Source organism: Kitasatospora phosalacinea, from assembly GCF_000717185.1.
GTDB lineage: Bacteria > Actinomycetota > Actinomycetes > Streptomycetales > Streptomycetaceae > Kitasatospora > Kitasatospora phosalacinea_A.
Genome location: NZ_JNYE01000086.1, coordinates 1 through 19,968 on the forward strand (window position 1 = coordinate 1; position 19,968 = coordinate 19,968).

The 19,968-nt window shown below is 75.3% G+C and carries 15 protein-coding genes; 4 read left to right on the top strand and 11 right to left on the bottom strand.

Annotated elements, in window-relative coordinates; genetic code table 11:
- Positions 1–37: 37 nt before the first annotated feature.
- Complete coding sequence (locus OO57_RS28945) at positions 38–1,123, bottom strand: prephenate dehydrogenase (RefSeq protein ID WP_033255659.1); 1,086 nt, start codon at positions 1,121–1,123, stop codon at positions 38–40.
- A gap of 190 nt (positions 1,124–1,313) precedes the next feature.
- Here OO57_RS28945 and OO57_RS28950 point away from each other — a divergent pair, with 190 nt between their 5' ends.
- Genes OO57_RS28950 through OO57_RS28960 form a run of 3 tightly spaced genes read left to right on the top strand, consistent with a single transcriptional unit; the run spans position 1,314 to position 5,351 of the window.
- Positions 1,314–3,365, top strand: a complete 2,052-nt coding sequence (locus tag OO57_RS28950) for a DUF4139 domain-containing protein (RefSeq protein ID WP_234337549.1) — start codon at positions 1,314–1,316, stop codon at positions 3,363–3,365.
- Entirely contained in the window at positions 3,362–4,939 is a 1,578-nt protein-coding gene (locus OO57_RS28955; RefSeq protein ID WP_033255661.1) for a DUF4139 domain-containing protein, read from the top strand. Before OO57_RS28950 ends, OO57_RS28955 begins: the two co-directional genes overlap by 4 nt.
- A gap of 49 nt (positions 4,940–4,988) precedes the next feature.
- Positions 4,989–5,351 (top strand): DUF952 domain-containing protein, encoded by a 363-nt coding sequence (locus OO57_RS28960; RefSeq protein WP_033255662.1) that lies wholly within the window; start codon positions 4,989–4,991, stop codon positions 5,349–5,351.
- A gap of 148 nt (positions 5,352–5,499) precedes the next feature.
- Here OO57_RS28960 and OO57_RS28965 read toward each other — a convergent pair whose 3' ends face one another.
- From OO57_RS28965 to OO57_RS29010, 10 genes are all read right to left on the bottom strand, one after another.
- On the bottom strand, positions 5,500–6,477 hold the full coding sequence (locus tag OO57_RS28965; protein ID WP_033255663.1) for a helix-turn-helix domain-containing protein: 978 nt from the start codon (positions 6,475–6,477) through the stop codon (positions 5,500–5,502).
- A gap of 218 nt (positions 6,478–6,695) precedes the next feature.
- Positions 6,696–8,009, bottom strand: a complete 1,314-nt coding sequence (locus tag OO57_RS28970; protein WP_033255664.1) for a pseudouridine synthase — start codon at positions 8,007–8,009, stop codon at positions 6,696–6,698.
- Positions 8,009–8,794: an SMC-Scp complex subunit ScpB gene (gene scpB / locus OO57_RS28975; RefSeq protein WP_051778372.1), complete on the bottom strand. Its 786-nt coding sequence runs from the start codon at positions 8,792–8,794 to the stop codon at positions 8,009–8,011. Before scpB ends, OO57_RS28970 begins: the two co-directional genes overlap by 1 nt.
- Positions 8,791–9,588 carry a segregation and condensation protein A gene (locus tag OO57_RS28980; protein WP_033255665.1) on the bottom strand — a complete coding sequence of 266 codons (798 nt, stop codon included), beginning with the start codon at positions 9,586–9,588 and terminating at the stop codon, positions 8,791–8,793. The genes scpB and OO57_RS28980 overlap by 4 nt, the downstream gene beginning before the upstream one ends.
- Positions 9,589–9,650: 62 nt before the next feature.
- Positions 9,651–10,127 carry a hypothetical protein gene (locus OO57_RS28985; protein ID WP_051778373.1) on the bottom strand — a complete coding sequence of 159 codons (477 nt, stop codon included), beginning with the start codon at positions 10,125–10,127 and terminating at the stop codon, positions 9,651–9,653.
- A gap of 41 nt (positions 10,128–10,168) precedes the next feature.
- The gene (locus OO57_RS46995) at positions 10,169–11,230 is read right to left on the bottom strand and encodes a ParA family protein (RefSeq protein ID WP_033221523.1); all 1,062 of its coding nucleotides are present in this window, start codon (positions 11,228–11,230) and stop codon (positions 10,169–10,171) included.
- A gap of 450 nt (positions 11,231–11,680) precedes the next feature.
- A complete protein-coding gene (ald, locus tag OO57_RS28995; protein WP_033255667.1) occupies positions 11,681–12,796 on the bottom strand; it encodes an alanine dehydrogenase in 1,116 nt (371 codons plus the stop codon).
- A gap of 239 nt (positions 12,797–13,035) precedes the next feature.
- Positions 13,036–14,931, bottom strand: coding sequence for a tetratricopeptide repeat protein (locus tag OO57_RS29000; protein WP_158715259.1), 1,896 nt, complete (start codon positions 14,929–14,931; stop codon positions 13,036–13,038).
- Between the two features lie 367 nt (positions 14,932–15,298).
- Entirely contained in the window at positions 15,299–15,916 is a 618-nt protein-coding gene (locus OO57_RS29005) for an NUDIX domain-containing protein (protein WP_033255668.1), read from the bottom strand.
- A 115-nt stretch (positions 15,917–16,031) separates the two neighbouring features.
- Positions 16,032–17,660: a CTP synthase gene (locus OO57_RS29010; protein ID WP_033255681.1), complete on the bottom strand. Its 1,629-nt coding sequence runs from the start codon at positions 17,658–17,660 to the stop codon at positions 16,032–16,034.
- Between the two features lie 377 nt (positions 17,661–18,037).
- Here OO57_RS29010 and OO57_RS29015 point away from each other — a divergent pair, with 377 nt between their 5' ends.
- Complete coding sequence (locus OO57_RS29015; RefSeq protein WP_033255669.1) at positions 18,038–19,966, top strand: glycoside hydrolase family 15 protein; 1,929 nt, start codon at positions 18,038–18,040, stop codon at positions 19,964–19,966.
- The last annotated feature ends 2 nt before the right edge of the window (positions 19,967–19,968 follow it).

Below are 19,968 nucleotides of genomic sequence, written 5' to 3' on the forward strand. Positions count from 1 at the left end.
CCCCCCACCCCCAGCCCCGCGCAGCGGCATCCCCCGCCTACTCCCGCACCCCCCACCCCCGCTCCCGCAACCCCGCCGCCAACCCCCGCGCCATCGCCGGAGCGACAGCGAGTTGCACGTGGCCGACCTGCTGCCCCGTCGAGTGCTCGATCGTCACGTCCTCGATGTTGACCCCGAGCGCGCCGACCTCGCCGAAGAGGCGGCCGAGTTCGCCGGGCTGGTCGCCGAGGACGACGGTGACGGTCTCGTAGCGGGTGGGCGGTGCGCCGTGCTTGCCGGGGATGCGGGCCTGGCCGGTGTTGCCGCGTCGCATGACGGCCTCGATGCCCGCCGCACCCTCCCGCCGGGTGCTCTCGTCCGCGGCCTGCAGGGCCCGCAGCGCGCTGACGGTCTCCGCGAGGTCCGCCGCGAGGTCGTCGAGGACGTCGGCGACGACGCCCGCGTTCGCGGAGAGGATGTCGATCCACATCGCGGGGTTGGAGGCGGCGATGCGGGTGACGTCGCGCACGCCCTGGCCGGAGAGCCGGACGGCGGTCTCCTCGGCGTGCTCCAGGCGGGCGGCGACGAGCGAGGAGAGCAGTTGCGGGGCGTGCGAGACGAGGGCGACGGCCCGGTCGTGGTCGGCGGCGTCCATGACGATGGGCATGGCCCCGCACAGGGCGACGAGTTCGAGCGCGGCGTTGAGCGTCTCGGTGTCGGTGTCGGCGGTGGGGGTGAGCACCCAGGGCCGGCCCTCGAAGAGGTCGGCGGTGGCGGCGAGCGGCCCGGAGCGTTCGCGTCCGGCCATCGGGTGGGAGCCGATGTAGTGGGCGGTGTCGAGCCCGAGGGCGGTGATCTCGCCGCGCGGTCCGGCCTTGACGCTGGCGACGTCGGTGTAGCAGCGGGCGAGGCCGCGCCGCTGGCAGTCCGCGAGGACCTTGCCGACCAGGGCCGGGGGGACGGCGATGACGGCGAGGTCGACGGGGCCCTCGGCGGGTTCGGTGGTGCCCGCGCCGAGCGAGGCTGCGGTGCGGGCGGCGTCGGCGTCGGCGTCCTCGAGGTGGACGCTTATCCCGCGGCGGGTGAGGGCGAGCGCGGCGGAGGTGCCGATCAGTCCGGTGCCGATGACGGCGGCTGTGCGCATGGCGGCTTCTCGTCTCCCGGGTGCGGTTCGCGTCTGCTGGGCCCATCCTCTCGTACGCGCGCTCCCCCGCGCACACCGCCCGGCTGCGCTGCGGGGCCGACGCGCAGCGGAAATCCGGGTGCGGTGACGGGGGTTGGGTGCAGACTGGGCGCCCGGGTCCGGGGAGCGGACCGGCGGCGAAGGGGGCCAGGTGGCGGGGCAGCGGGCGGTGTGGGAGTCGAGGTTGGACTCGGTGGTGGTGCACGCGGTGGGCGCGGTGTGCCGCCGCCGGGCGGCGGGCGTGCTCCCGGCGGACGGCCGGGTGCGGGTGGCGGGGCTGCCGCGGCTGGCCGGGGAGGGCTCGCTGCGGGTGCGGGTGCTGTCGGGTGCGGCGCAGGTCGCGGAGGCCCGGATGGGGTACCCGGCGCGGGTCCGCACGCCGGACGAACGCCCGTCCTGGGAGCGGGAGTTGACCGAGCTCCAGGCGGAGGTCGAGGTACTGGAGGAGCGCCGGGAGCGGCTGGACGCGCGGATCGCCGAGGTGGTGGCGCTGCGCGCGGTGCCGCCGCAGCGGCGCCGGGAGGACGGGCACCGGCGGGCCCCGGCGGACGCGGTGCTGGCGCTGGCCGAGTTCGTGGACGCCCGGCTGGAGGCGCTGCAGGAGCGGGCGGTGGAGCTGGCCCAGGAGCTGCGGCTGGCGGAGCACGCCTTCGCGGTGGCGGCGGCCCGGGTGCGGGCCGGGTCGAACGCCGAGCGGCCGGGCGGGGTGGAGGCCGGGGCGTGCGCGGAGCTGACGGTGCGCGGCGAGGGCCCGGTGGAGCTGGAGGTGGAGTACGCGGTGCCGGGCGCGGTGTGGGTGCCGACGTACCAGTTGGCGCACCGCCGGGGCGAGCGTTCGGCGCGGCTGGTGCTGCGGGCGTCGGTGGCGCAGCGGACGGGCGAGGACTGGTCGGGGGTGCGGCTGGCGCTGTCGACGGCGAGCCTGGTGGGCTCCGGCGGGCTGCCGGAGCTGGCGTCGCTGCGGATCGGCCGCCGCCAGGCGGTGCCCGCGCCGTCGGGGTGGCGGGCGCAGCCGGCGGGCCTGGCGGGGCTGTTCGACGGTTGGGAGGACGCGCAGCGGTCGAAACCGGCGGCGCCGCCGCTGCCCGCGGCGGCGTCCGCGGGCCCGGCGAAGCCGGTCGCGCGGGCGGCCCGTCCGGGCGGTGCCCGTCCAGCGGGCGGGGCGGGCGGCGCGCCGGGTGCGCCGTTCGTGCCGCAGGCCCCGCCGTTGCTCGGGGCGCCCGCCCCGGCGCCGATGCCGGGGGCGCCCGCGGCCGCTCCGCCGCCCCCGCCGCCGGGCCCGGTGCCGCCGGGTGCGGCGTACGGTTCGGCCGCGCCGCGCAGCGCGGCGTTCGCCCCGTCGGCGGAGGCCGCGCCGCCGCCCCCGTTGCCGCCGGACCCGCGTCCGTCGGCCGACCAGTTGGACTACGCGGCGCTGGTGCTGGCGGGCCCGGAGCAGGAGCCGCGGCGCCGGGGCCGGCTGTTCCCGGAGGCGTCGCCGTCCCGTCCGGGCGGTGCGCTGCGCGGGGCGGAGGAGGTGGGCCGGTTGCCGCTGCCGCGGTTCGGCTCGTGGCCGCGGGCGTCCGCGGGCTCGTTCGACCACCGTTTCGACGCGCAGGCGCCCGCGCACGTGCCCTCGGACGGGGTGTGGCACACGGTGGCGGTGGCGGAGCTGCCGGTGGGGGTGCGCACGAGCTACGTGTGCGTGCCGTCGGTGGAGGAGGCGGTGTACGCGGTGCTGGAGGTGTCGAACGCGACGGCGCACGCGCTGCTGGCCGGTCCGGTGGAGGTGTCGGTGGACGGTGACTTCCTGCTGACGGCGGGGCTGCCGACGCTGGCGCCGGGCGGAGTGCGGGAGTTGGGCCTGGGCCGGGCGGAGGAGCTGCGGGTGGCGCGGCACGCCGAGGTGCGGGAGTCGACGTCGGGGGTGCTGAACTCGACGACGGTGCTGGACCACGCAGTGCGGATCGAGCTGGTGAACCGGCTGCCGCACGAGGCGTCGGTGGAGGTCCGCGAGCGGGTCCCGGTGCCGGGCGACGCGGAGGTGCGGATCGAGGAGCGGCCGGGCTGGTCGCCGCCCGCGGAGCCGTCCGCGCAGGTGCCCTCCTCGGCGCGGCTGCGGCGGGTGGTGGTGCCGCCGGGTGGTTCGGTGGAGCTGACGGGCGGTTACGTGGTCCGGATCCCGGCCGGCAAGGCCGTGGTCGGCGGGAATCGGAGGAGTTGAACGTGTACGAGGAGACTTTTCCCCTCCCGGTGACCGCGGTGACGTGCCTGGAGGACCGGGCGCAGCTGGAGCGGACGGCGCAGCTGGAGCTGTCGCCGGGCGTGCACCGGCTGCGGCTGGGCCCGGTGACGGCGCTGGCGGTGGACCGCACGCTGCACGCGGCGGTGCTGGACGGGGCGGGTGCGCCGACGGGCGCGGCGAAGGTGCTGGACGTGCGGCTGGTGCGGTCCTGGCAGCCGACGGCGCCGGGGCCGCCGGGGCCGGACGATTCGGAGCTGCGCCGCCGGGTGCACGGCCTGGAGCGCGAGCACCTGGCCGAGTCCGCCCGGCAGGAGCGGCTGCAGGCACGGCTGGCGCTGCTGGGCCAGCTGGCGGCGGACCTGCTGCGGGAGATCGGCGAGGGCGCGGGCTGCGGCGAGCTGGAGCAGGCCCGCTGGTCGCGCGAGCTGGACCGGGTGGACGCGGAGCGCGACGCGTGCGGCGAGCGGCTGCGGGCCTCGCGGCTGCGCTCGGCGGAGCTGGCGGCGGAGCTGGCGCGGGCCGAGGCGGCGCTGGACCTCGCGGAGCGGGAGCCGGCCGAACTGCTGGCGTTCGTGGAGCTGTCGGTGGAGTGCACCGAGCCGGGCCGGTTCCTGGCCCGGGTGGGCCACCTGACGGCGTGCGCGCTGTGGCGTCCGGCGTACCGGGCGGAGCTGGTGGGCGGCACGCTGCGGCTGGAGAGCGACGCGGTGGTGTGGCAGCGCACCGGCGAGGACTGGTCGGGGGTGCGGTTGACGCTGTCGACGGCGCGTTCGGCACTGGCGGGCGAGCCCCCGGCGCTGGTCGAGGACCGGCTGGTGCTGCGGGAGCGCTCGGCGCAGGAGAAGAAGACGGTGGAGGTGGAGCTGCGCGAGCAGGCGGTCTCCGACGTCGGCCCGCTGGAGCCGGGCCTGCCGGGCGTGGACGACGGCGGCGAGGTGCGGGTGCTGCGGGTGGACGGCCCGGTGTCGGTGGCCGCGGACGGCCGGGCGCACCGGGTGCCGGTGAGCGCGTTCGAGACGGCGGCGCGCAGCGAGTTCGCGGCGGCGCCGGAGCTGTCGGAGGCGGTCACGGAGGTGGTGTCCTTCCGCAACGCGGCGGGCCACGTCCTGCTGGCGGGCCCGGTCGACCTGGTGCGCGGTTCGGGCTACACCGGCCGGGGCGCGCTGGAGTTCGCGGCGGCGGGCGCCCCGGTGCGCCTGGCCTTCGGTTCCTCGGACGGGCTCCGGGTGGTCCGGGAGGCGGACGAGCGCCGCGAGGGCGCGGGCCTGGCCGGGCAGCGGACGCTGGTGACCCGCACGGTGCGCCTGCACCTGTCGCGCTTCTCCGCCCCGGGCGAGGACGCCGAGCGGGTCGTGACGGTCCGCGAGCGGATCCCGGTCTCGGAGGTGTCGGCGGTCCAGGTGCGGCTGCGCAAGGAGCACTGCTCGCCGCCGCCGGACGAGCTGGACGCGGACGGCATCGCCCGCTGGGAGGTCCCGCTGCCGCCGGGCGGCCGCCGGACGGTGACGCTGGTGTACGAGATCGCGGCGACGGCGAAGGTGGCGGGCCTTTGAGCCGCGCCCTTGGCCCTGCGTCCCGGCCCGAGGGGGGTACAAAAGACCCATGATCTACCATCTCGCCCCGCTGGACGACTGGCTGCGCGACCCGGGCCGGCCGTACACCGCCGCGTCCCTGCTGACCGAGGGCTTCCTGCACTGCTCGCCGGACGAGCCGACGGCGCTGGCGGTGGCCAACCTGTTCTTCCGCGACGCGCCGGAGCCGCTGATGGCGCTGCTGATCGAGGAGCGGCTGGTCGAGCCGATGGTGAAGTGGGAGGCGGCCACCGGCGGGCCGCCTCCGGGCGCCACCGAGGGGGCGCTGTTCCCGCACATCTACGGGCGGCTGAACCGGACGGCCGTGCTGGGCCTGGAGAAGCTGGAACGCGGCCCGGACGGGCGCTGGGCGACCCTGCGCCCCTGGAGCTGACCCGCGGGGCCCCAGAGCCCCGCCCCGCCCCGCCGGGGCCGCGGGCTCCGCCCCCGGCACCACCCGGCTGCGCCGCGTGCCCACCGGCACGTCCTCCCCGTCCGCCCCCGTCCGCGCCCGCCCGTCCCCGGCCCGCGGGGCGGTGGGCTCAGAGCCAGCCGCGCTCGCGGGCGGCCATGCCGGCCTGGAAGCGGGTGGTGGCGCCGAGTTCGCGCATCAGGCCCTGCAGGCGGCGCTGGGTGGTGCGGGCGCTCCAGCCGAGCGAGCGGGCGATCGACTCGTCGGTGAGCCCGGCGGCGAGCAGGCCGAGCAGTTTGAGGTGGTCGGCGTCCGGCCCGGGGCCCTCGCCGTCGCCGAGGACGGTCTGCAGCGGCACGGCGCGCTCCCACTCGGCCTCGAACAGCGCGTCCAGGGCCTGCAGCAGCGCGGAGGGGTGGATCACGTAGGCGGCGTCCAGGACGCTGTCGCCGACGCTGATCGGGATGATCGCCATCTTGTCGTCGGCCATCATCATCTTCATCGGCAGCACCGGGCGGACCCGGGCCTCCTCGCCGTCCTCGACGCCGGTGAGGATCTCCTGCTCCAGCCGCCCGGGCCAGGCGATCGCCTCCTTGTCGAAGACGGTGCGGATCCGCACCCCGGACTTGAGCTTGGCCCGCTGCCGGGGCTGCTCGACCGTGGGGTCCTGCACGTAGGGCGGGCAGTCGAAGCCGCGGATCTGGTACTGGCTGGACTCGATCAGGTGCTCCAGCCGCTGGGCGATGGCCTCGCCGCCGGTGAGCACCTCGACCGAGTGCGCCGGGTCGGTGTACCGGGAGGCCTCGCGGAAGGCGTCCATCAGCCGGTGCATCTCGGCGCGGGCGGAGCGCAGTTCGGCCTCGCGATGGCCGATCAGGGTGCCGATGGCGACGTCGGGGGCGACCGACAGGTAGCGCTCCCGGTCGACCGGGGCGCGGGTGGCCATGCCCTGCTCGGCGAGCCGGTCCAGGGCCTCGCGGCACTGCTCCAGGGTCAGTCCGCAGTGCTCCGCCAGTTCCTCGGCGGTGGACTGCGGCGCGACGACCAGCGCGGCGTACACCTGGCCGTCGGTCAGGCCGAGGCCCAGCACGGTGAATGCGTCCAGCATGGTGGTGGTTCCTTCCCCCGCCGCCCTGTGGCCTGACGCGGTGGCGCACTTCCGCCACGCGCCGGGGCGAACTTCGGTGGCAATCTTCTGCCACCGGGCGGAACGATAGCAAGGCCGTGCGGTGCGCCTCACAGGTCAAGAGCGGGCAAAGACCCTCCGCACACGCACCGGAGCCCGTCCGCCGGACGTGCGGCGGACGGGCTCCGGGGGGGCGGCTGCTACAGGCCGACCTCGCGCATCAGGGTGCCGACCTCAGGGTTGGTCAGGCGGCGCAGCCAGCCCGACTTCTGGTCGCCCAGCGAGATCGGGCCGAACGCGGTGCGCACCAGCCTCTCGACCGGGAAGCCGACCTCGGCCAGCAGGCGGCGCACGATGTGCTTGCGGCCCTCGTGCAGGGTCACCTCGACCAGGTAGTTCTTGCCGAGGTTGGAGATGACCTTGAAGCTGTCGGCGCGGGCCCAGCCGTCCTCCAGCTCGACGCCCTTGGCGAGGGTCCTGCCGAGGTCGCGCGGCAGCGGGCCCTGGATCGCGGCCAGGTAGGTCTTGGTGACGCCGTACTTGGGGTGGGTGAGGCGGTGGGCCAGCTCGCCGTGGTTGGTGAGCAGGATCAGGCCCTCGGTCTCGGTGTCCAGGCGGCCGACGTGGAACAGCCGGGTCTCCCGGTTGGTCACGTAGTCGCCCAGGCACTGCCGCCCCTCGGGGTCCTCCATGGTGGAGACCACGCCGGCCGGCTTGTTCAGCGCGAAGAACAGGTACGACTGGGTGGCGACGGTCAGGCCGTCCACCTTGATCTCGTCGTTCATCGGGTCGACCCGGCGGCCCTGCTCCAGCACGGTCTCGCCGTTGACGTCGACGCGGCCCTGCGCGATCAGCTCCTCGCAGGCCCGGCGGCTGCCCATGCCGGCCCGCGCCAGCACCTTCTGCAGGCGCTCGCCGTCCTCGCCGACCTCCTTGCCGGGGCCCTCGTGCCGGGCCAGCACCCGGTCCTCGATCCGGCCCTGCAGCTCCCGGGAGCGCTGCGGCTGGCGCCGCGGGTCGCCGGGCGCGCCCTGCCCCTCCCGCCGCGGCCGGGGCGCCGCCCCGGGCTTGCGGGAGTCGAACGCCCCGCGCCCGGGCGTCGCGTTCGGCCCGCCGCCGTACTCGGGCCGGTCGTACCTGCGCTCCTCCGGACGCGGCTGCCGCCGCTCCTCGCGCCGCTCGCCGCCGCGCCCGTACGAACCCGAGCCCGAGCCGGAGCCCGACCCGCCGCGGCCGTACGAGCCCGAGCCGGAGCCCGACCCGCCGCGGCCGGAGCCGCCACCGTACGAGGAGCCGGAGCCGCCGCGGCCGCCCTGCCCGCCGCCGTACGAGGAGCCCGACCCGCCGCGCGAGGACTGCCCGCCGCGGCCGCCCTGGCCGCCGCCCTGGCCGCCGCTGCCGTAGGACGACGATCCGCCCCGGCCCCCGCCCTGCTGGCCGCCTCGGCCGCCCTGCCCGCCCCGGCCCTGGCCGCCGCTGTTCCTGCCGTTGCCACCGTTGCCACTGCTACGCATCAAAATGTCCGTACGTCGATATCCGTCTGGTCGGCCTGGTTCGGCCTCGGCCCTTCCTGTGCGGCGGCGACCGCCTGCGCGATCATCGTGCCCTCCAGGGACTCCGCTTCCACGTCGTCGACCTCGGGCAGGAAGGGCGCGAGCTCCGGCAGCTCGTCCAGGCCGCGCAGCCCCATCCGTTCCAGGAAGTAGTTCGTCGTCCGATACAGGATCGCTCCGGTCTCGGGCTCGGTGCCGGCTTCTTCGACCAGTCCTCGCTGTACCAGGGTACGCACCACGCCGTCGCAGTTCACACCACGGACCGCGGAAACCCTCCCGCGCGACACCGGCTGCCGGTACGCGACGACCGCCAGCGCCTCCAGCGCGGCCTGCGTCAGCCGGGCCTGCTGGCCGTCCAGGACGAAGCGCTCGACGGCCGCCGCACACTCCGCGCGGCTGTAGAACCGCCATCCGCCGGCCACCTGCCGGAGCTCGAAGCCGCGCCCCTGCGCAGTGTACTCGACCGCCAACTCCCGCAGCACTGCGGCGACTTCGTCCCTGGTGGCGTCCAGCACCCCGGCCAGCCTGGCCTCCGCGACCGGCTCGTCGGCGACCATCAGCACCGCCTCCAGCGCCGCCCGCAGCGGCAGCTCGCCCGGGGGCCCGTCCGCGGGCCCGCGGGGCGGTGCCAGGACGCGCTCCACCGGTTCGACCCGCTCCCCGTCCGGGTACGCCGACTCCTGCCACTCGCCGGGCCGGGGGGCGCCCGGCAGGCCCAGGGCCCTCCTCGCGGGCCGCTCCGTCATCGCGCACCGCCTTCCCCGCCCGCCGGGCGGTCGAACTCGTCGGTCACCTCGACCCGCTGCCCGGAGGCGGCGGTCCAGCGCACCAGCAGCTCCTCCAGGGCCTGCGGCTGCTCGAAGTCCAGCGCCCGCTCCCGGTACAGCTCCAGCAGCGCCAGGAACCGGGCCACCACCACCAGCGCGCTCTCCGCGTCCGCGACCAGCTGCCCGAAGGTGGCCTCGCCGAGCTCGCCCAGCCGCCGCGCCACCAGCGCGGCCTGCTCGCGCACGCTCACCGGCGGCGCGTGGACGTGGTCGACGTACACCACCGGCTCCGGCTTGGGGGCGAACGCCCTGGCGGCGAGCTGTGCGAACCGCTCCGGGCCGACCGCCAGCACCACCTCGGGCAGCAGCAGCGCGTGCTGCGGCTCCAGCCCGACCGTCCGCGGCCGGCGCAGCGCCTCGTCCTCCCAGCGCCCGGCGAACAGCGCCGCGACCCTCTTGTACGCCCGGTACTGCAGCAGCCGCGCGAACAGCAGGTCGCGCGCCTCCAGCAGCGCCAGGTCCTCCTCGTCCTCGACCTCGGCGACCGGCAGCAGCCGGGCCGCCTTGAGGTCCAGCAGCGTCGCCGCGACCACCAGGAACTCGGTCGCCGCGTCCAGGTCCCACTCGGGGCCCATCGCCCTGATGTGCGCGACGAACTCGTCGGTGACGCGCGACAGCGCCACCTCGGTGACGTCCAGCTTGTGCTTGGCGATCAGTCCGAGCAGCAGGTCGAACGGCCCCTCGAAGTTCTCCAACCGGACCTGGAACGCCATAACGGACCATTGTGTCAGAAACCGCCGCCGGAACCCCGGCGGCGGCGGCCCCGCGGCGGCCCTCAGCGGCCGCGCAGCCTCCGCACGAGGATCGACGCCTCGCCGCGCTGCTCCAGGTCCGCCAGGACCACCGAGATCGCCTCGCGGACGACCCGTCCGCGGTCGACGGCGAGGCCGTGCTCGCCGCGCAGCACCAGGCGGGCGTGCTCCAGGTCCATCAGTTCCTCGGCGGACACGTACACGGTGATCTTCTCGTCGTGCCGCTCCCGTCCGGAGGGCCGCCGGGCCCGTCCGCGGCCGCGCACCGTGGCCGGGGCCGGCCTGCGGGCCTCTGCGGGGTCCTCCGCGCGCCCCGCAGGGGCCGCCGGGGCGGCTTCCGGCCTGGCGGCCGGCACGTCGGCGGTGCGCGGCGCGGGGGCGGCGCCCTGGCCGTCCCCGGGGGGCTCCTGCCCGGCGGGGGCGGGGCCGTTCGCGGGGCCGGGGCCGGGGGCGCTGCCGGAGCCGTTGCCGTTGCGGGCGAGCGAGGGCGACAGGGCCATTCCGCCGGTTGACCGGAACAGTTCGTCCGCCCCCGGAAGGCTCACTCGGCGGGGCGGCACCGGTCGAGCACCTCCCTGGCGAGCTGGCGGTAGGCGGCGGCGCCGACCGAGTTGGTGGCGTAGGTGGTGATCGGCTCGCCGGCCACGGTGGTCTCCGGGAACCTGACGGTCCGCCCGATGACGGTGTGGAAGACGTGCTCGCCGAACGCCTCGACGACCCGGGCCAGCACCTCGCGCGAGTGCACCGTGCGGGAGTCGTACATGGTCGCCAGGATGCCGTCCAGGCGCAGGTCGGGGTTGAGCCGCTCGCAGACCTTCTCGATCGTCTCGGTGAGCAGCGCGACGCCGCGCAGCGCGAAGAACTCGCACTCCAGCGGGACGATGACGCTGTGGGCCGCGGTCAGCGCGTTGACGGTGAGCAGGCCCAGCGAGGGCTGGCAGTCGATGATGACGTAGTCGTAGTCGGGCAGCAGCGGCTTGAGCGCGCGGGCCAGCGCCGACTCGCGGGCGACCTCGCTGACCAGCTGCACCTCGGCGGCCGACAAGTCGATGTTGGACGGCAGCAGGTCCATGCCGGGGATGGCGGTCTTCAGCAGCACCTCGTCGGCCGTCAGGCCCCGCTCCATGAGCAGGTTGTAGACGGTGACGTCCAGCTCCATCGGGTTGACGCCGAGGCCGACCGAGAGCGCGCCCTGCGGGTCGAAGTCCACCAGCAGCACCCGGCGGCCGTACTCGGCGAGCGCCGCGCCCAGGTTGATGGTGGAGGTGGTCTTGCCGACGCCGCCCTTCTGGTTGCACATCGCGATGATCTGCGCGGGGCCGTGCTCGGCGAGCGGCGCGGGGATCGGGAAGTACGGCAGCGGGCGGCCGGTCGGGCCGACCCGCTCGCGGCGCTGGCGGGCCGCGTCGGGGGCCAGGGTGGCGGCGTACTCGGGGTCGGGCTCGTACTCGGCGTCCGGGTCGTCGTAGGGCCCGTAGCCGAGCTCGCTGTAGGCCAGTCCGTACGCCGCGAAGTCGGCGTCGTAGTCGGTGGCGGCGGCCGCCGCGCTCTGGCGCGCCTCGAAGGTGCGGACCGCGACCGAGCCGACCTCCTGCGCACCCACCGTGGCCTGCCGGGCCTCCTCGTTCGGCTGCCCGGCGGAGAGCTCCGCCAGTCCTGGCTGACCACCCCCGGGAGCAAATGTCGACTCATTCACAAGTCGTCTTACCTCCTTGGACGTCCAGGACTCTATGTCGATTCGTCAGCGTGGCAGCATGCCAACGGTTTGCGACTCTAGGCCGTTTCGGGCATTCGCAGCAACACAATCCACGGTAGTGGGCCGCTTGTGTCGGCCGTTCACCCACCCCGTGTCAAGACACGACCCTAACGTTTCCGCGCGGGCGCCGGGCCGTGAGGGCCCGTCAGGTGTCCTTGTCGACAGAGCGGGTGACGGAGCGCACCGGAATTGACCGGCGCTGGTCACCCGGGGGCTACCCGCCCGCCCGCGCGGGCATGCCGAAGCCCCCGGCGCGAAGGGGAAGGACGGCCGGGGGCGACAGCGGGTGAGGGGGCGTCAGGCGAGCACGGTCGCCAGCGGGACCGACTCCAGGCCGAAGGCCTCGGCGACGGCCGGGAAGGTGATCTGGCCCTCGTGCACGTTCAGGCCCTTGGCGAGCGCGGCGTCGCGGCGCAGCGCCTCCTTCCAGCCCCGGTTCGCCAGCTCGACCACGTACGGCATGGTCGCGTTGGTGAGCGCGTAGGTGGAGGTGTTCGGGACGGCGCCCGGCATGTTGGCCACGCAGTAGAAGACCGAGCCGTGGACCTGGAAGGTCGGCTCGGCGTGCGTGGTGGGGTGCGAGTCCTCGAAGCAGCCGCCCTGGTCGATGGCGATGTCGACGAGCACGGAGCCCGGCTTCATCTTGGCGACCAGCTCGTTGGTGACCAGCTTGGGGGCCTTGGCGCCCGGGATCAGCACGGCGCCGATCACCAGGTCGGCCTCGACGACGGCCTTCTCCAGCTCGAAGGCGTTGGAGACGATCGCCTTGACCTTGGTGCCGAAGACCTTGTCGGCCTCGCGCAGCTTGTTGATGTCGCGGTCGAGCAGGGTCACGTCGTAGCCCATGCCGACGGCGATGGTGGCCGCGTGCCAGCCGGAGACGCCGCCGCCGATGACGACCGCCTTGGCCGGGTGGGTGCCGGGCACGCCGCCGGGCAGCACGCCGCGGCCGCCCGCCGGGCGCATCAGGTGGTAGGAGCCGACCTGCGGGGCCAGCCGGCCCGCGACCTCGGACATCGGGGCGAGCAGCGGCAGCGCGCCGCCCGGCAGCTGCACCGTCTCGTAGGCGATCGCGGTGGTGCCGGAGGCGAGCAGCGCGTCGGTGCCGGCCCGGTCGGCGGCCAGGTGCAGGTAGGTGAAGAGGGTCTGGCCCTTGCGCAGCCGGTGGTACTCGGAGGCGATGGGCTCCTTGACCTTGAGGATCATGTCGGCCGCGGCCCACACCTCGTCGGCGGTGGGGAGGATGGTCGCACCGGCGGCCACGTACTCCTCGTTGGGGATCGAGGAGCCGACACCGGCGTTGTCCTCGATGACGACCTCGTGTCCGTTGCGGACCAGCTCATGCACGCCGGCGGGCGTGATGGCCACGCGGTACTCGTGGTTCTTGACCTCGCGGGGGATGCCGACCTTCACGGCTAACACGTCCTCTTGCCATGGGGAATACCTACCGGGGAAGACCGGCGGCGACGCACACGGAGGGCACAACGGACATGCCGGTGCATAGATCTATGCGCGACTGAGTTCGAGTGTAATGAAGCCAAGTCGGCGTGTCAGCCTTCCAAAGTGACCAAATCAGTCGGACCCATTGGCAGGTTCGTAGGCTTGCAAGCGTTCCGAGGCCACATTGCGGGGCGAACTCCGCACATACGACACTACTCCGAAAGCGGACGCAGGCCCTCCCGGCCGAGGTGCTGCTGCAGCCGCGCCGACAGCGCCGCGACCTCCCGCTCGCCCGCCGCGTCGCCCGTCCGGCGCAGCACCGCCGCCGCCGAGCGGTACTCCCGCAGCGCCTCCTCGAAGCGCCGCAGCCCGGTGTGCGCCTCGGCGAGGCGCACCAGCAGCCGGGCCTCGGCCGGCTGGTCGCCCAGCTCCTGCCGCAGCACCAGCGCCCGCCCGTACGCGTCGGCGGCGCGCAGCGGGTCGCCGAGCGCCCGGTGGCCGTGCCCCACGCCCTCCAGGGCCCGGGCGCAGCCCGCCTCGTCGCCCGCCTTCCGGGCCAGGTCCACCGCCCGGCGGTAGCGCCCGCCCGCCTGCGGCCACCGTCCGGCGGCGGCCTGCAGGTCGCCCAGGTTCAGCAGCGCGGCCGCGGCCCGGCGCGGGTCGGCCTGCCGCTCGGCGACCTTCAGCACCGACTCGTGCAGGGCGTGCAGGTCCGCGGGCGCGGCCTCGCCGGTCAGCGGCAGGGCGCGCAGCAGGGCGGTCACCAGGCGGCCCGCCGAACCGTCCAGGTCGCCCTGCCCGACCGCCTCGGCGGCCGCGGCCAGCAGCTGCTCGCGCTCCCCCAGCAGCCAGCCCTCGGCGTGCGCGGCGGTGCGCAGCCGCAGCGGCCCCGGCAGCGGGTCCGGGTTGGGGGGCGCCGCCGGGTCCAGCAGCAGCCGGGCCGAGTCGACCAGCCGCACCAGCCGCTCCAGCAGCCGGGCCCGGGCCAGCTCCACCTCGGACGGCCGGTCCACCTCGCCGCGCAGCTCCACCAGCCGCCCGTGCAGCCGCCCCGGGACGCGGTAGCGCTCGGTGCCGTCCGCGGCGTCCGGCTCGCGCTCCAGCAGCTCCAGCTCGGCCAGCGCCGCCAGCGAGGCCCCCGCCTCCGGCGCCGGGCAGCCCACCAGCGCGGACGCGGTGCGCAGGTCCACCTGCTGGCCCGGCGCCAGCGTGCACAGCCGCAGCAGCCGCGCCCGGGCCGCGGGCAGCCGCCGGTACGCCAGCTCGAACGCCCCGCGCAGCGGGTCGCCCTCCACCACCGGCACGGTCTCCCGCTCCGGGTCGGCCGGCTTCACCGGCCCCTCCACCACCACCGGCGCGGGCGGCGGGACGGCGTGCAGCCGGGCCGCCGCGTCGGTCACCGCCAGCCGGGGCTCGGTGCGCAGCCAGCCCGCGACCAGCCGCAGCGCGGCCGGACGGTTGGCGCACGCCTCGGCGAGGTCCGCGGCGCCCACCGGGTCGCAGGAGATCCGCGTCCCGCCGACGAGTTCGCCCAGCAGCTCGACCGCCGCCCGGTGGTCCATCCCGCCGAGGATGACCGGGTCGATCCCGTCGATGCCCGTCAGCGGCCCCGAGGTGGTCGCCAGCAGCAGCGAGGAGGTCTTCTCCGCCAGCAGCGGCCACACCTGCCCGGCGTCCTTGACGTCGTCCAGCAGCACCAGCGCCCGGCGCTGCCCGAGCGCCTCGCGCAGCGCCTCGCACGCCGGGTCCTCCTCCGCCGCGCCCGGCAGCAGCGCCGCCCCCGGCCGCTCCCCCAGCTGGTCCAGCAGCACCCGGGCCGCCCGCCCGGCCCCCGTCCGGCGCCCGTCCGGCGCCGACATCCGCGCGTACAGCAGCCCGTCCGGGTAGTCCCCGGCCACCGACCTCGCCCACCGCACCGCCAGCGCGGTGCGGCCCGAACCCGGCCGCCCCGCCAGCACCAGCAGCCTCCCCCTGCCCTGGGCGGGCCGTCCCGCCGCGACGGTCAGCGCCGCCAGCTCCCCGCCCCGCCCGGCGAACGGCCGGGCACCCGCGGGCAGCACGTCGAAGATCCCGGCCGCCTCGGCCACCGCCGCCGTCTTCCTCGCCACCCGCGCCACTCCCGACCCGTCGCCCCGCACCCCGGACCCGCCCACCGGGCCCTGTCCGCGAAGCGTAGTTCGCCCACCCCGCCCCGCCGGGACGCCCCGGTACGACCAACAGCCGAATCACCTTGCTGGCGCAACTTGGGGAAGCGAGGGAGCGCACCGACAGGGGCGCGGGGAAACCTGCTGCGCCGAGGCGGAACCAGGGGCGCGGGGAACTGCGCGGCCAGCCGAGCACGCACAGCCAGATCGCGACGCAGGACGAGCGCTTGCACCATCTCGCGACCACGCTGACGTGCGACTCCCGCCGCGCGCAGTCCCCCGCGCCCCTGTCGGTGCGCTTCCCGCCGGTGCGCGTCCCGCCGGCGCCTCCTCAGTACGGCCGGGCCGGCCACTGCGCGTCCGCGGGCCGGAGCGCGTCGAGGTCGCCGCCGACGGCGCTGAGCGCCAGGACGCCGGTGACCAGGGTCGGGTTGTGGAGGTCGCCCGCCAGGACCAGCCGGACGAGCTCCTCCCGCGGCACCCAGGCCGCCTCGATCTCCAGCTCCTCGCCGTGCGCCTCGTAGCGGTCGCCGTCCGCCTCGGAGAGGTCGGTGGCGAGGAAGATCCGCACGGCCTCGTCGCTGCCGCCGGGCGAGGTGTAGAAGTCGACCAGGACGCGCCACCGCCCGGCCTTGCAGTGGGCCTCCTCGAAGAGCTCCCGCTGCGCCGCGTGCAGCGGGTTCTCGCCGGGGACGTCGAGCAGCCCCGCCGGGAGCTCCCAGAGCCGGTGCCGGACGGGGTGCCGGTACTGGCGCAGGGTCAGGACCCGGCCCTCCTCGTCGACCGCGAGCACCGCGACCGATCCGGGGTGCAGCTGGTAGTCGCGCTGCGCCCACTCGCCGTCGGGCATCTTGACCTGCTCGCTGCGCACGCCGGTCACCTTGCCCCGGAAGGGCGTGCTCCCGTCCCGGACGTCCCACTCCTCGGCCACGTCGTGAATCCCGGCCACCGGGCACCACCCCTTCTCGTCAGATAGACACAATCTACCGGACGCCCGCCCCGCGACACGCCGAAGCGCCCGCCGGGAGGATCCCGGCGGGCGTTCGGTCACTCCACGGAGGCCCTCAGCCGACCTTGCGGTCGATCGCGGCCGCGACCAGGCCCGCGAACAGCGGGTGCGGGCGGGTCGGGCGGGACTTCAGCTCGGGGTGGGCCTGGGTGGCGACCAGGTAGGGGTGGACCTCGCGCGGGTACTCGACGTACTCGACCAGGTCGCCCTTCGGGGAGAGGCCGGAGAACTGCAGGCCGGTCTTCTCCAGGTCGGCGCGGTAGGCGTTGTTGACCTCGTAGCGGTGGCGGTGGCGCTCCTCGACGTACTGCTCGCCGCCGTAGACCTCGCGCACGATGGAGCCCTCGGCGAGCTTCGCCGGGTACAGGCCCAGGCGCATGGTGCCGCCCAGGTCGCCCTTGCCGTCGACGATGGCCAGCTGCTCGGCCATGGTCGAGACGACCGGGTACTTCGCGGCGGAGTCGAACTCGGTGGAGTTGGCCTCCGGCAGGCCGGCCAGGTTGCGGGCGGCCTCGATGACCACGCACTGCAGGCCCAGGCACAGGCCCAGCAGCGGCACCCCGTTCTCGCGGGCGTAGGTGATCGCGGCGACCTTGCCGTCCACGCCGCGGTCGCCGAAGCCGCCGGGGATGCAGACCGCGTCGACGTCGCCGAGCTGCTCCTGCGCGCCCTCGGGGGTCTCGCAGTCGTCCGAGGCGACCCACTTGATGTGGACCCGGGCGTTGTTGGCGAAGCCGCCGGCCCGCAGCGCCTCGGTGACCGAGAGGTAGGCGTCCGGCAGGTCGATGTACTTGCCGACCAGGGCGACCTTGACCTCGTGCTGCGGCTCGTGGACGCGGCGCAGCAGGTCGTCCCAGACCGTCCAGTCCACGTCGCGGAACGCCAGGTCCAGGCGGCGCACCACGTACGCGTCCAGGCCCTCGCCGTGCAGCACCTTGGGGATGTCGTAGATCGACTTGGCGTCGATCGCGGCGACCACGGCCTCCTCGTCGACGTCGCACATCAGCGAGATCTTGCGCTTGATGGCCTGCGGCACCTCGCGGTCGGCGCGCAGCACGATCGCGTCGGGCTGGATGCCGATGTTGCGCAGCGCGGCCACCGAGTGCTGGGTGGGCTTGGTCTTCAGCTCGCCGGACGGGCCGATGTAGGGCAGCAGCGAGACGTGCACGAAGAAGACGTTGTCCCGGCCGACCTCGTGGCGGACCTGGCGGACGGCCTCCAGGAACGGCAGCGACTCGATGTCGCCGACGGTGCCGCCGACCTCGGTGATGACCACGTCGACGTCCTCGGTCGCCATCCGGCGGATCCGGGACTTGATCTCGTTGGTGATGTGCGGGATGACCTGGACGGTGTCGCCGAGGTACTCGCCGCGCCGCTCCTTGGCGATCACGGTGGAGTAGACCTGGCCGGTGGTGACGTTCGCCGAACCGTGCAGGTTGGTGTCGAGGAAGCGCTCGTAGTGGCCGATGTCGAGGTCGGTCTCGGCGCCGTCGTCCGTGACGAAGACCTCACCGTGCTGGAACGGGTTCATGGTGCCCGGGTCCACGTTGAGGTACGGGTCGAGCTTCTGCATCGTCACCCGCAGGCCGCGGGCCTTGAGCAGGGCACCCAGGCTGGAGGCGGTGAGCCCCTTGCCGAGCGAAGAGGCGACACCCCCGGTGACGAAGAGGTGCTTGGTCGTCACGGCACGGCCGTTGGCCGACTTGCCGGAATGGGGCTGTGCCAAGAGGGGGCTCCCGTGGGTCGCGTGTCGGAGGGTGACGCCGGTGGAGGGGCTCCCGGCCCTCGTTCCCACCAGTTCCACGGGATACCAGCGTATCAGTGCCCCGGCGAGTGCTCGCCCGCGTCCGGGTGCACCGGCCCCCCGCGGGTCGGCCGGTCGGCGCATCGGGGCCGCTCGGGCGCGGTTTCCCGACCCGGTGCGCGGCGCGCGCGGGCGGGCGCCGGGGGCGCGTGCGGGCGACCGAACCACTCGAATCCACGTATTCTGCTCAAACGTCGACATCCTCGCCCGACCCTGTGCGCACCGTCCGCCGCGGGGCCCGCACGGAACGGAGAACCATGGCCGGTCGCATCGAGGACTACGCGCTGATCGGGGACATGCAGACCGCCGCGCTGGTCAGCCGGGACGGCGCGGTCGACTGGCTGTGCCTGCCCCGCTTCGACTCCCCCGCGGTGTTCGCGGGGCTGCTGGGCACCGACGAGCACGGCTTCTGGCGGATCGGCCCGGCCGTGCCGGTCGAGACGCCGCCGCCCGCGCCCGAACCCCGTTCGGCCCTGCTGGACACCGGGGAGCTGCGGATCCCGCCGGTCACCGCCGCCGCGCCCGCGGTGCCCTGCGACCGGCGCCGCTACCGGGGCGACTCGCTGGTGCTGGAGCAGGAGTGGGACACCCAGGACGGCACCGTCCGGGTCGTCGACTTCATGCCGCCGCGCCACCTGCTCGGCACGCCCGACGTGCCGCAGATGATCCGGATCGTCGAGGGCGTGGCCGGCACCGTCCGGATGCGCTCGGCGGTGCGGATGCGCTTCAGCTACGGCCGGATCGTCCCCTGGGTGCACCGGGTCGAGCACCCCGAGGTCGGGCAGCGCACCGTCGCCGTCGCCGGGCCCGACTCGGTGTGGCTGGACGGCCGGGCCGAGACCTACGGGCGCGACCTGACCACGTACGCGGACTTCACCGTCGCCGCGGGCGAGCGGATCGCCTTCGGGCTGACCTGGAAGGCCTCGCACGAGCCGGCCCCCGCCCCGCCGGACGCCGAGGGCGCGCTCGCCTCCACCGAGCGGTTCTGGCGCGACTGGGTCGCCCAGTGCACCTACCAGGGCCCCTACCGGGAGGCCGTGGTCCGCTCGCTGATCACCCTCAAGGCGCTCACCTACGCCCCGACCGGCGGCATCGTCGCCGCCCCGACCACCTCGCTGCCCGAGGACCTCGGCGGCGAGCGCAACTGGGACTACCGCTACACCTGGCTGCGCGACGCCGCGATCACCCTCTCCTCGCTGCTGCGCACCGGCTACCGCGAGGAGGCCCGGGCCTGGCGCGAGTGGCTGCTGCGCGCGGTGGCGGGCGACCCGGAGAACCTGCAGATCATGTACGGCATCGCCGGGGAGCGCGAACTCACCGAGTCCGAGCTCGACTGGCTGCCCGGCTACGAGGGCTCCCGCCCCGTCCGGGTCGGCAACGGCGCCGCCGGGCAGCTCCAGCTCGACGTGTACGGCGAGGTCGTCGAGGCGCTGCACCTGGCCACCATGTCCGGCCTGTCCCGGCACGACCACGCCCACCAGCTGCAGCTGCGCCTGATCGAGTACCTGGAGGAGCACTGGCGCAACCCGGACGAGGGCATCTGGGAGGTCCGCGGGCCGCGCCGGCACTTCGTGCACTCCAAGGTGATGGCCTGGGTCGCCGTCGACCGCACCCTGAAGCTGCTGGCCCAGGCCGAGGAGCCGCCGCCCGGCCTGGTCGAGCGCTGGACGGCGCTGCGCGCCGAGATCCACGCCGACGTGTGCGCCCGCGGCTACGACCCGCAGCGCAACACCTTCACCCAGTACTACGGCGGCCAGGAGCTGGACGCCTCGCTGCTGCTGATCCCGCAGGTCGGCTTCCTGCCGCCGGACGACAAGCGCGTCATCGGCACCATCGAGGCGATCCAGCGCGAACTCGCCACGGAGGACGGGTTCGTGCTGCGCTACCCGACCCACGACGAGGACGGCAACAACGTCGACGGGCTGTCCGGGCACGAAGGGGCGTTCCTGGCCTGCTCGTTCTGGCTGGCCGACGACCTGGCGATGATCGGCCGGGTCGGCGAGGCCCGCGAGCTGTTCGAGCGGCTGCTGGCGCTGCGCAACGACGTCGGGCTGCTCGCCGAGGAGTGGGACCCGCGGGCCCGCCGCCAGGTCGGCAACTTCCCGCAGGCGTTCAGCCACGTCCCGCTGATCGACACCGCGCTGCGGCTGACCGCGGCGGGCGGCCTCAACCTGTCCTCGGGCTGACG